Origin of the sequence: Micromonospora globosa, assembly GCF_000717585.1 — a bacterium.
In the GTDB taxonomy this organism is placed as follows: domain Bacteria; phylum Actinomycetota; class Actinomycetes; order Mycobacteriales; family Micromonosporaceae; genus Micromonospora; species Micromonospora aurantiaca.
The window spans coordinates 1-11,977 of the sequence record NZ_JNZR01000021.1; the positions used below are offsets into that span (position 1 = coordinate 1).

At 73.3% G+C, this 11,977-nt stretch carries 10 protein-coding genes; 7 read left to right on the forward strand and 3 right to left on the reverse strand.

What is annotated here, in order from left to right; genetic code table 11:
• Positions 1-19: 19 nt before the first annotated feature.
• Positions 20-1,330, reverse strand: a complete 1,311-nt coding sequence (locus IF06_RS0119585; protein WP_030272704.1) for a serine hydrolase domain-containing protein — start codon at positions 1,328-1,330, stop codon at positions 20-22.
• A gap of 98 nt (positions 1,331-1,428) precedes the next feature.
• Between IF06_RS0119585 and IF06_RS0119590 the strand changes: the two genes are divergently transcribed.
• From IF06_RS0119590 to IF06_RS0119605, 4 genes are all read left to right on the forward strand, one after another.
• A complete protein-coding gene (locus IF06_RS0119590) occupies positions 1,429-1,902 on the forward strand; it encodes an NfeD family protein (RefSeq protein ID WP_013287364.1) in 474 nt (157 codons plus the stop codon).
• Positions 1,903-1,907: 5 nt separating this feature from the next.
• A complete protein-coding gene (locus IF06_RS0119595) occupies positions 1,908-3,014 on the forward strand; it encodes an SPFH domain-containing protein (RefSeq protein ID WP_013287363.1) in 1,107 nt (368 codons plus the stop codon).
• A 129-nt stretch (positions 3,015-3,143) separates the two neighbouring features.
• Complete coding sequence (locus tag IF06_RS0119600; RefSeq protein WP_013475946.1) at positions 3,144-3,947, forward strand: hypothetical protein; 804 nt, start codon at positions 3,144-3,146, stop codon at positions 3,945-3,947.
• Positions 3,948-4,049: 102 nt separating this feature from the next.
• Positions 4,050-6,251: a transglycosylase domain-containing protein gene (locus tag IF06_RS0119605; RefSeq protein WP_030272709.1), complete on the forward strand. Its 2,202-nt coding sequence runs from the start codon at positions 4,050-4,052 to the stop codon at positions 6,249-6,251.
• A gap of 14 nt (positions 6,252-6,265) precedes the next feature.
• On the opposite strand, the gene IF06_RS0119610 is transcribed toward IF06_RS0119605, so the two are convergent.
• The gene (locus tag IF06_RS0119610; protein WP_030272711.1) at positions 6,266-6,928 is read right to left on the reverse strand and encodes a dTMP kinase; all 663 of its coding nucleotides are present in this window, start codon (positions 6,926-6,928) and stop codon (positions 6,266-6,268) included.
• A gap of 121 nt (positions 6,929-7,049) precedes the next feature.
• Here IF06_RS0119610 and IF06_RS0119615 point away from each other — a divergent pair, with 121 nt between their 5' ends.
• Positions 7,050-7,610 (forward strand): dihydrofolate reductase family protein, encoded by a 561-nt coding sequence (locus IF06_RS0119615; protein WP_030272713.1) that lies wholly within the window; start codon positions 7,050-7,052, stop codon positions 7,608-7,610.
• A 4-nt stretch (positions 7,611-7,614) separates the two neighbouring features.
• On the opposite strand, the gene IF06_RS0119620 is transcribed toward IF06_RS0119615, so the two are convergent.
• Positions 7,615-9,447, reverse strand: a complete 1,833-nt coding sequence (locus IF06_RS0119620) for a thiamine pyrophosphate-requiring protein (RefSeq protein ID WP_030272715.1) — start codon at positions 9,445-9,447, stop codon at positions 7,615-7,617.
• A 102-nt stretch (positions 9,448-9,549) separates the two neighbouring features.
• Between IF06_RS0119620 and IF06_RS0119625 the strand changes: the two genes are divergently transcribed.
• Both IF06_RS0119625 and argG read left to right on the forward strand, forming a co-directional pair.
• Positions 9,550-10,362, forward strand: a complete 813-nt coding sequence (locus IF06_RS0119625) for a TrmH family RNA methyltransferase (RefSeq protein WP_221488565.1) — start codon at positions 9,550-9,552, stop codon at positions 10,360-10,362.
• A 57-nt stretch (positions 10,363-10,419) separates the two neighbouring features.
• Positions 10,420-11,871: an argininosuccinate synthase gene (argG, locus tag IF06_RS0119630; protein WP_013475951.1), complete on the forward strand. Its 1,452-nt coding sequence runs from the start codon at positions 10,420-10,422 to the stop codon at positions 11,869-11,871.
• The last annotated feature ends 106 nt before the right edge of the window (positions 11,872-11,977 follow it).

The window sequence follows — 11,977 nt, forward strand, 5'->3', positions numbered from 1 at the left end:
GGCGGGGCGGGTGGGGCTGTCAGGGGAGTTCGTCGGGGGTGCGGGTCAGGACGAATGTGGCTATGTCCAGGGCTACCGGGGTGCCGGAACCGTCTCGGATGACGGTGAGGATCTCGCCGTCCTGGGAGCCGGAGCGGCCCCGCCACCGGTCCGGTCCCTCCGGGGTGAAGCGGAGCACCGGCTTGCCCACCAGACCGCCGACCAGGTCGCCGGCGGCGTCGACGCGGAACTCGTACTCGCCACCCATCCACCACCAGCGGCCGGTCAGCGCGGCCACGTCGGCGGCGGGCGGGCCGGCCGGGCGCCAGGGGGCGGGCGCGGCCGGTTCGGCGTCCAGCACCAGCGTGAGCGCCTCCCGGCCGAGCGCGCCGATGTGGTGGCCGCGAAGCCCGTACGCGTTGGCGAAGTTGACCACGGCGGTGCGGGTGGGCCGGTGCACGGCCAGGCCGGCGACGTACCCGGGCATGGAGCCGCCGTGCCCGACGTACACCCGGTCGCCGGCCCGGTAGAGCTCGACACCGAGGCCGTGGCCGCCGGTCCACGAGTCCAGGTCGTTGATCACCACTGGGGCGCACATCTCGGTGAGCGTGGCGGGGGAGAGCACCGCCGGGTCCGGGTCGGCCAGGAACGCCGCCCAGCGGCCCAGGTCCTCGACCGTCGACCAGAGCTGCCCGGCCGGGGCCATCGCCCCGGTGTCGGTACGCGGCTCCTCCCGCAGCGTCTCGTGCCACGGGTGCACGACGTAACCGGGGGCGTACGGCTCGGTGGGGTGGTACGTGGTGCGGCGCATGCCCAGCGGTGTCAGCAGCCGCTCGGTCAGCAGGTCCGCCCACGGGGTGCCGGTGATCCGTTCCAGCACGGCGCCGAGCAGCCCGTACGCCAGGTTCGAGTAGTGGTAGACGAAGTGCGGCGGATGGGCGATCTTGTCCGGCGTCAGCCCGGCCAGCAGCGTGTCCAGGTCCGTGCCCTCGGCGCGTTCCCACCAGTCGCCGTCCGGCTCGCGTTGCAGGCCGCTGACGTGCCCGAGCAGGTGGCGCACCGTCACCGTGCCGACCGGGGTGCCGGGCAGGTGGGCGTCGAGCGGGTCGTCGAGCGCCACCCGGCCGGCGTCGCGCTGCTGCATCACCAGCACCGCGGTCATGGTCTTGGTGATCGAGCCGACCCGGTACTGGAGGTCGCCGTCCGGGCGGGGCGTCTCACCGGCGACCGCGAGGTGCGCCAGCCGGCCGTCGCGGACCACGCCGAGGGCGAGCGAGGGACCGCGCCCCTCGGCCTGGGCCCGGGCGACCAGCAGGTCCACCTGACGCGCGGTCTCGGGCAGCAGGGGCATGTCGTCCTCCTCGTCGGCGGGTGCCGCGGTACGCCGTGCCGAGCCTAGCGATCATGACAGTTCGATGACACGTGCGTTGACGTGTCAGGATTGTTCTCGTGGACGCCGTGTTCTGGATCGTTCTGGGTGTGGTATTAGCGGTCGCCGAGATCTTCACGACGACGCTCTTCCTGATCATGTTCGGGGTCGGGGCGTTCGCCGCCGCCGGCGCCGCGGCGCTCGGTGCGCCGGTGGCGCTCCAGGCGGTGGTCTTCGCGGCGGTGTCGGCGCTGTCGGTGGCGGTGGTCCGTCCGGTGGTCCGGCGGCACGCCCGGCCGACGCTGGAGACCGGGGAGCAGCCGTTCGGGGTCGAGGCGCTGGAGGGGGCCACCGCTGTGGTCCTGGAGCCGGTCGACGCCGACCGGGGCATGGTCAAGATCGATGGTGAGCTGTGGACGGCCCGCTCGTACGACGCGACGCGCACGTACGCCGAGGGTGAGCGGGTGCAGGTGATCAAGGTCCGGGGCGCTACCGCCCTGGTATGGCAGGACGACATTTCCACCCCGGGTGAGCTGCCCGAAGCGAAAAGGTGAACGGTATGGAGTTTCTGGCGATCCTGATGATCGCGGTGGCGTTGATCGGTGTGGTGACGCTGTTCAAGGCGGTGCGGATCGTGCCGCAGCAGCGTCAGGACGTGGTGGAGCGGCTGGGCCGGTACAAGCGCACGCTGAACCCGGGCCTCAACCTGCTGGTGCCGTTCGTCGACGCGGTGCGTACCAAGGTCGACATGCGCGAGCAGGTGGTCAGCTTCCCGCCCCAGCCGGTGATCACCTCCGACAACCTGGTCGTCTCGATCGACACGGTCCTCTACTTCAAGGTGGTCGACTCGGTTCGCGCCACCTACGAGATCTCCAACTTCCTCCAGGCCATCGAGCAGCTCACCGTCACCACGCTGCGTAACGTGATCGGCTCGCTCGACCTGGAGCGCGCGCTGACCAGCCGCGAGGAGATCAACCGGCACCTGTCCGGCGTGCTGGACGAGACCACCGGCCGCTGGGGCATCAAGGTGACCCGGGTCGAGATCAAGGCGATCGAGCCGCCGCCGAGCATCCGCGACTCGATGGAGAAGCAGATGCGCGCCGAGCGGGACCGCCGTGCCGCGATCCTCAACGCCGAGGGGCACAAGCAGTCGCAGATCCTCACCGCCGAGGGTGAGAAGCAGGCCGCGGTGCTGCGTGCCGACGGTGACCGGCAGGCCCGGATCCTCCAGGCGGAGGGCCAGGCCAAGGCGATCCGTACCGTCTTCGACGCGATCCACACCGCCAACCCGAGCCAGAAGGTGCTCGCCTACCAGTACCTCCAGGCGCTGCCGCAGATCGCCAACGGCACCGCCAACAAGGTCTGGATCGTCCCGACCGAGCTGACCAAGGCCCTGGAGGGCATGGGCGGCGCGCTGGGCGGGCTCGCGAACATGGCCGGCGACGTGCCGTCGCCGGAGGCCGCCAAGAGCGCCGGCGAGGTCGAGCGGGAGGCCGCCGAGGCCGCCCAGGCCGCGGCCGTCGCGGCCCAGGAGATCCACGACGAGGTACGCGTGGCGGAGGCGCAGGCCACCGGCGGCAACAACCCGAAGGGTCTGCCCGCGCCGGAGCCGGTGTCCCCGGCCAGCCTGGTGAACGACCCGGCGGACCAGCGCGAGCGGGGCTGACCGGCAAATCCGAGAATCCCTCATACGGCGCTCCGGCGACTGCCACCATCGGTTTCAGGACGGGTGGTGAGCAGGGCCGGAGCGCCGTTTGCGCGTCCCGGGCCGCCCGTGGCGCGAACGAGGTGAGGCATGAAGGACCCGGCGAACCGGCTGTTCTCCCGTACCCCGGTCCCCGGCGCGCACGACCCCGCCGGTCCGATCGGCTCCCGGCGTACCGGAGGGGGTTTCGGGGTCCTGCCGTTCGTCTCCGAACCCGGCCCGGGAGCGCCTGCGACCGACGCGACCTGGGCCTGGTCGATCCGCCGGTTCGCCCGCGCGGCGGTCTGGCTGCTCCCGGCGTACGCGGTCCTCTACGGCCTGGTGGCGATGGCCAGCGACGGCGGTGTGGGCAACGACCCGTATCCGGCCGACGGCCGGCCGCTCTACCTGGTCGGCTGGGTCGCCTCGGTGTGGCTGGGGCTGCTCGCCCTGCTCGCGCTCACCGGCCTGCTCGCCGCCACCCGCTGCCGCCGCGTCGCGCTGGCCGGGCTGCTGGCGAGCATCGGCGGGATGGTGCTGATGCTGCCGTTCGCCGGGCTGGCCGAGCAGACGCCGGTGTTCGGCGTGACCGCGCGCGGCATCGTGCTGTTCGGCGCCACCCTCTACAGCGTGGGCTGGTTCCTGACCGGCTGGTCGGTCGCCCGGTCCGGGATGTTCTCCTACGGCGACGGGACCATGCTGATGATCGCCGCCCCGCTGCTCGGCCTGGGCGGCGCGCTGATCGGCTCGCTCCAGACGTTCGGCGCGATCTTCGTGCTGGTCGCCGGCATCGGCATCGGCTACCGCAGCGGCCGCCTGGTGCCCGAGACCATCGCCCGGGACGCCGCAGCCGCCAGCGTCGCCGCCGCACCGGTGCCGCCGACGTCACCGAAGGGCCCACTCGGCGCCGGATGACCGGTTCGTCCGGCCGCCGGGAGCTGAACGGTTGCCGTGAGGTAACTGACAGTTGCCTGGCGAGGTGGCCGGTAGGCGGCTTTCGTGGCAATCCTGGAGTCCATGCCGTCTCCCAGGTCGCCGCTGTCGCGGCTGTTCACCGTGCTGCTGGCCGGCCTGCTCGCCGGGCTCGTCCTCGCGCTCGCCGCGCTTCCCGGCGGCCTGCTCGGCGGGTTCGCCGCGCGGGCCGCGCTCGGCGCGTACGCGGACCTGCCCGACGCGCTGCGCACCCCCGTGCAGCCGCAGCGCTCCTACCTCTACGCCAACGACGGCACCACCCTGATCACCACGTTCTACGACGTGAACCGCACCGACGTGTCGCTGGACGAGATCGCCCCGGTGATGCGGCAGGCGATCATCGCGGCCGAGGACCGGCGGTTCTACTCGCACGGCGGCGCTGACCTGCGCGGCATCGCCCGCGCGCTGGTGGCGAACGTCAAGGGCGGCGGCACCGAGCAGGGCGGGTCCACGCTGACCATGCAGTACGTCCGCAACGTGCTCAAGACCGACCCGAACCGCACCCCCGAGGAGCGGCAGGCCGCCACCGAGCAGACCGTCGGGCGCAAGCTCCAGGAGATCCGGTACGCGAACGCGCTGGAGCAGTCGCTCTCAAAGGACGAGATCCTCAACCGCTACCTCAACATCGCGTACTTCGGCTCCGGCGCGTACGGCGTCGCCGCCGCGAGCCAGCGCTACTTCGGCAAGGCCCCGGCCGACCTGACGCTGGGCGAGGCGGCGCTGCTCGCCGGCCTGGTCCAGTCGCCCGACGCGTACAGCCCGATCGACGGCGACAAGGACCAGGCGCTGGCCCGGCGCGGGTACGTGCTCGACGCGATGGCCGAGACCGGCGCGATCACCGCGCAGCAGGCCGCCGCGGCGAAGACCGAGGCGCTGACGCTGCGCCCCACCGCCCAGCCCAACGGCTGCACCGCCACCGCCCAGGGGCACGACGACTGGGGCTTCTTCTGCGACTACCTGCGCCGCTGGTGGCTCACCCAGCCGGCCTTCGGCAGCACGCCCGAGGAGCGGGAGCAGGCACTGCGCCGGGGCGGTTACCGCGTCGTCACCACGCTCGACCCGGAGATCCAGCAGACCGCGCAGGAGCAGGCCACCAAGGTCTACGGGTACGGCAACAAGCGGGCGCTGCCGATCGCGGCGGTCGAGCCCGGCACCGGCCGGGTGCTCGCCATGGCGGTGAACCGGCACTACAGCCTCGACGCCAACCCGGACGGGCAGGCCAACCACCCGAACACGGTCAACCCGCTGATCTCCGGCGGCGCCAGCGTCGACGGCTACCAGGCCGGCTCGACGTTCAAGATGTTCACCATGCTGGCCGCGCTGGAGGCCGGCAAGCCGCTGTCCACCGGCTTCGACGCCCCCAGCAGGCTGCCCACCCGGTACGCCTCGGACGACGAGGGCAACTGCGACGGCACGTGGTGCCCGGCGAACGCCAACCCGCAGTGGATGGACGGCTACCGGATGATGTGGGACGGCTTCGGCCGCTCCGTCAACACGTACTTCGTCTGGCTGGCCGAGCAGGTCGGCGAGGACAAGGTGGTGGAGATGGCCCAGCGCCTCGGCATCACCTTCCGGGCCGACTCCGACGCCGCGTTCGCCCGCGACAACGCCGCCAACTGGGGCGCGTTCACGCTCGGCGTCGCCGCCACCACCCCGCTGGACCTGGCGAACGCGTACGCCACGGTGGCCGCCGAGGGCACGTACTGCACGCCGCTGCCGGTGGTCTCGGTGACCGCGCCGGACGGCGGCGCCGTCGACGTGGCGCAGCCGTCCTGCAAGCGGGTGCTCGAACCGGACGTGGCCCGCGCCGCCACCGACGCGGCCCGCTGCCCGGTCGGCCAGCAGTCCGCGTTCGACCAGTGCAACGGCGGCACCGCCACCGCCGTCGACCGGATCGTCGGCCGCCCGGTGGCCGGCAAGACCGGCAGCTCGGAGCGCAACGCCACCGAGACGTTCGTCGGCTACACCCCGCAGGTCGCGGTGGCAGGCATCGCCGCCAACCCGGACGACGTCACCGACCTGGTCGGCTCCGCCGTGCAGGCCAAGGTGATCGACGCGGTGGCCCGGACCATCAAGACGGCGCTCGCCGGCAAGCCGGTGGCCGACTTCACCGCGCCGAGCCGGGCGCTGGTCGGCGACCCGCAGCGCCCACAGCCGCCCCGCCGGACCGAGCCGGACCGCCGCGAGCAGCGCCAGGACAGCGAGCTGCCCTCCGACGTGCTGCGCTGGCTGCGCGGCCGCGGGTAAGGAAGGGCCCCTTCTTAACGCCTCCGGTAGAGGAAGGGCCCCTTCTTAACGCCGCGCCGCGGCGCCGGACCCGCAACCGCGTCGACGGCCGCGTCCACGACCGCGTCGAGGGCGGCGGCCACCTCGTCCGGGGTGCCGTCGCCGCCGAGCGTGACGAACGAGCCGAACTCCGGCAGTGCCCGGTAGGCGGCGTCCAGCGCGCACAGGTGCGCCAGCTCCTCGGTGTCGATGCCCCGCGCGGCCACCCGCCGCTGCGCCACCCCGGGCGAGGTGGCCAGGAAGCACACCACCGCCGGGCGCGGGAAGACCGCGTAGACGGCGCGCACCGCGCGCCGTCCCCGGTCGCCGCGGGCCGCCATGATCACGTCCTGGCACCAGGTCCACCGGTCCAGCACCGCCACCCGTCCGGTCAGGCGGGCCACCGCGACGGTCCGGGCCATCGCCGCCGCGCGCACCGTCGCCTCCAGCGCCGGATAGACGGTACGGCCGAACAGCGCCATCCCGTCGGTGCGGCCGAGCGCCCGCGCCAGCCGGTTCCACAGCGGCCGCCCACCGGCGTTCTCGAAGTACCGAGCCCGGACGCCCTGCTCGCGCAGCCGCGCCGCCAAAGCCCTGGCCTGGGTGGTCTTGCCGGAGCCGTCGACGCCGATCAGCGCGATCATCACGGGGCGGCCCATGGGCCCGGACGCTAACGCACCCGGACAACTCTCCACGGCACGTGTCGGATCCGGCCGGGCGGCTCCGACCCACCGGTGAGCGTGTCCGACCGGGACGCGCCGATACGCGGAGGAGCAGCGCATGGGCAACGTCGTCTACGGGGTGCACACGTCGGTCGACGGCTTCATCGAGGGCCCGAACGGCGAGTTCGACTGGCCGGAGATGGGGGAGGAACTGTCCGCGTACTCGATCGGGCTGGCCGAGCGGGCCGACGCCTTCGTCTACGGGCGGCGGGTGTGGGAGATGATGTCCTCCTACTGGCCGCAGGTCGAGTCGATCTCCGACCACCCGCACGACCTGGCGTTCGCGCCGATCTGGCGGCGTACCCCGAAGATCGTGGTCTCCCGCACGCTCGCCGAGGCCTCCCACGGCGCCGTGGTGGTCGGCGGCGGCGACCTGGCGAAGGAGTTCGCCGAGGTCCGTGAGCGGTTCCCCGGCGACCTGCTGGTCACCGGCGGCACCGGCGCGGCGACGGCCTTGGCCGCGCTCGGGCTCGTCGACACCTACGAGGTGATCGTGCACCCGGTGGTGCTCGGCGGCGGACGGCAGGTGCTGCCCGGCCTGGCCCGGCAGAGCCTGCGGCTGGTCGAGACGCGCCGGTTCGACGGACGGTCGGTGCTGCTGCGCTACGCGCGGGCCTGACGCCTCAGCGGCCCCGGCGGCGGGGCCGGTACGTGGCGAGCGCGGCCGGCACGCCGCGCCGCATGATGCCGGCCCGGTCGCTGTCCCCGCGCAGCACCGCGGCGGCGGTCTTGCGGGCCTGCTCGACGGTGAAGTGCGGCGGCAGCATCAGCTCGGCCGGGTCCACCACGGCGTTCACCACCACCGGGCGGTCCGCGTCGAGCACCCGCTGCCACAGGCCGTCCACCCGGTCGGGGGAGTCGACCAGCTCACCGCCGAGGCCCAGCACCTCGGCCCACCTGTGGTACGCGACGTCCGGCAGGTCCTGGCTGTCCGGGAACATCGGCGTGCCCTCGCCGGACCGCTGCTCCCAGCTGACGAAGGCCAGATCCCGGTTGTTGAGCACCAGCACCACGAACCGGGGGTCGGCCCACTCCCGCCAGTACCTCGCCACCGTGATCAGCTCGTTGACGCCGTTCATCTGCATCGCGCCGTCGCCGAGCAGCGCGATCACCGGCCGGTCCGGGTGGGCGAACTTCGCCGCCAGCGCGTACGGCATGCCGCCGCCCATTGAGAGCAGCGTGCCGGAGAGGCTGGCCAGCATGCCGGGGCGGACCCGCACGTGCCGGGCGTACCAGGCGGTGGCGGTGCCGCAGTCCACGGCGAGCATGGCGTCGCCTGGCAGCGCGTCGTCGAGCGAGGTGAACAGCGACTGCGGGTTGACCGGGTCGGCCGGCTGGGCGGCGACCTCGCGTTGCGAGGCCCGCCACTTGCCGGTGGCGTCGGCGAGGGTGGCCCGCCAGGCGGTCGGGCCCGGACCCGAGCCCAGCTCCTTGAGCAGGGCGCGCAGCGTTGGCCCGGCGTCACCGGTCAGGTTCACCTCGGTCGGGTAACGCAACCCCATCCGGGTGCCGTCGATGTCGATCTGCACCGCCCGGGCCTGGCCCTCCGGCGGGTAGAACTCCGAGTACGGCATCTGGCTGCCGACGATCAGCAGCCTGTCGCACTCGCGCATGAGCTGCCAGCTCGGGCGGCTGCCGAGCAGGCCGATCGCGCCCGTCACCCAGGGCTGCCGGTGGTCGACGGCGGTGAAGCCGAGCAGCGCGGTGGCGACCCCGGCGCCGAGCCGGTCGGCGATCCGGCGTACCTCGTCCTCGGCGCCCAGCGCGCCCTGCCCGACCAGCATCGCCACCCGCTCGCCGCCGCGCAGCACCTCGGCGGCGCGGCGCACGTCGGCCTCCGGCGGCACCGTCGGCTCGCTGCTCGGCACCGCGCTGGTGTGGTAGTAGCCGTGGGCGTGCGGCGGGTGCGGCACCGCCGGCAGGTCCTGCACGTCGGAGGGCAGGACCAGGGCGGTCACGGTACGCCGGGCCAGCGCCGTGCGGCAGGCCCGGTCGACCAGGTGCCGGGCCTGCGACGGGTCGTCGAGCTGGGCCAGGAACGCCGAGGCCACGTCCTTGTAGAGGGAGAGCAGGTCCACCTCCTGGTAGTAGCCGCCGCCCTCGGCGGGCAGCGCGGTGTGCCCGAGCAGCGCCACCACCGGCTGGTGGTCGAGCTTCGCGTCGTAGAGGCCGTTGAGGGCGTGGATCGCGCCGGGGCCGCTGGTCACCACCACGCAGCCGAGCGGGCCGCCGGCGTACTTGACGTGCGCGCCGGCCGCGAAACCGGCCGTCTCCTCGTGCCGGACCTGGATGAACCGGGCCCGCCCCTCGGCCCGCTGCAACGCCGAGGTCATGCCGTTGATCCCGTCGCCCGGGTAGCCGTAGTAGCGGTGCACGCCCCACTCGGCGAGCCGGGCCACCAGGTAGTCGGCGACGGTGGCGTCGCGGGGGAGGTTGCCGTCGTGATCCGCGCCCATCGTGGTCCCTCCGTCACCGTCGGCCTTCCGGCTCCGTTCCCCGCCCGGGACGACGGAAACCCGGCCCGCGCCGGAGCGGCCGGGCGGGCCGGGCAGAATCGCCTGGTGCCCGTCCACGAGATCACCGACCCCGACGACGACCGGATCGCCGACTACCGCGCGCTCACCGACGTGGAGCTGCGTACCCGCTGGGAACCGCCGCACGGGCTGTTCATCGCCGAGGGGGAGCTGGTGCTGCGGCGGGCGCTGCGGGCCGGCTACCCGGCCCGGTCGTACCTGGTCGACGCCAAGCGGGTGGACCAGCTCGCCGACCTGGACACCGGTGACGCGCCGGTGTACGCGGCGACGCCGGACGTGCTCCAGCGCGCCACCGGTTTCCACGTGCACCGGGGCGTGCTCGCGTCGTTCCACCGCAAGCCGCTGCGCTCCGCCGACGAGGTGCTCGCCGCCGCCCGGCGGGTGGTGATCCTGGAGGACGTCAACAACCACACGAACCTGGGCGCGATCTTCCGGGGCGCCGCCGCGCTCGGCGTCGACGCGGTGCTGCTGTCCCCGACCTGCGCCGACCCGCTCTACCGGCGCAGCGTACGGGTCAGCATGGGCGAGGTGTTCGCGGTGCCGTACGCCAAGCTCGACAGCTGGCCCGGCGGGCTGGACCAGGTCCGGGCGGCCGGGTTCACAGTGCTCGCGATGACACCGGCGCCTGATGCCGTACCGATGCAGCGGCTGACCCCGGCGCAGCGCGAGCGGGCGGCGTTGCTGCTCGGGGCGGAGGGGCCGGGGCTGACCGCGGCGGCGCAGGCCGCCAGCGACGTGCGGGTGGTGATCCCGATGCGGCGCGGTGTGGACTCGCTGAACGTGGCGGCCGCCGCGGCGGTGGCGTTCTGGGAGCTGGGGCGGGACGACGCGCTCTGACGACCCGCGCTCCCGACCGGCTTGCATGACCATGCGATGGCGTGCATAATCTTCCTTGTGTCCAAGGTTCTCACCTCCCTGCCCATCGGCGAACGTGTCGGCATCGCCTTCTCCGGCGGCCTCGACACCTCGGTAGCCGTCGCGTGGATGCGCGACAAGGGCGCCGTCCCCTGCGCCTACACCGCTGACATCGGCCAGTACGACGAGCCCGACATCGCCTCGGTGCCCGGCCGCGCGCTCAGCTACGGCGCCGAGGTCGCCCGCCTCGTCGACTGCCGCGCCGCCCTGGTCGAGGAAGGGCTGGCGGCGCTGACCTGCGGCGCCTTCCACATCCGCTCCGGCGGGCGGGCCTACTTCAACACCACGCCGCTGGGCCGGGCCGTGACCGGCACGCTGCTGGTCCGCGCGATGATCGCCGACGACGTGCAGATCTGGGGCGACGGCTCGACGTTCAAGGGCAACGACATCGAGCGGTTCTACCGGTACGGCCTGCTGGCGAACCCGCAGCTACGGATCTACAAGCCGTGGCTGGACACCGACTTCGTCACCGAGCTGGGCGGCCGCACCGAGATGTCGGAGTGGCTGCTGGAGCGCGGCCTGCCCTACCGGGACAGCACCGAGAAGGCGTACTCCACCGACGCCAACATCTGGGGCGCCACCCACGAGGCCAAGACCCTCGAACACCTGGACACCGGCATCGAGACGGTCGAGCCGATCATGGGCGTGAAGTTCTGGGATCCGTCCGTGGAGATCCCGGCCGAGGACGTCACCATCGGCTTCGACCAGGGCCGCCCGGTGACGATCAACGGCAAGGAGTTCGGCAGCGCCGTCGACCTGGTGCTGGAGGCCAACGCCATCGGCGGCCGGCACGGCCTGGGCATGTCCGACCAGATCGAGAACCGGATCATCGAGGCCAAGAGCCGCGGCATCTACGAGGCCCCCGGCATGGCGCTGCTGCACGCCGCGTACGAGCGGCTCGTCAACGCCATCCACAACGAGGACACGCTCGCGAACTACCACAACGAGGGCCGCCGCCTCGGCCGCCTCATGTACGAGGGCCGCTGGCTGGACCCGCAGGCGCTGATGCTGCGCGAGTCGTTGCAGCGCTGGGTCGGCACGGCGGTCACCGGCGAGGTCACGCTGCGGCTGCGCCGGGGCGAGGACTACTCCATCCTGGACACCACCGGCCCGGCGTTCAGCTACCACCCGGACAAGCTGTCGATGGAGCGCACCCAGGACTCGGCGTTCGGCCCGGCCGACCGGATCGGCCAGCTCACCATGCGCAACCTCGACATCGCCGACTCCCGGGCCAAGCTGGAGCAGTACGCCTCCGTCGGCATGGTCGGCGGCGGCACCCCGCAGCGGATCGTCGGCGCCGCCCAGGCGGCCTCGACCGGGCTGATCGGCGCCATGCCGCAGGGCGGCGCGGAGGCCATCGCCTCCCGGGGCGTGCCCACCGCCGAGGACGAGGCGCTCGACCGGGCCGCGATGGAGTTCGGCGTCGACTGATCGCCGCCGTCCGCGGACCGTCGCCCCACCGGGCAGCGGTCCGCGGCTCGTCTCACCTGACCGCCCGCCGGTCCCGCCTCCCCGCGGGCCGGCGGGCGGTGTGGCT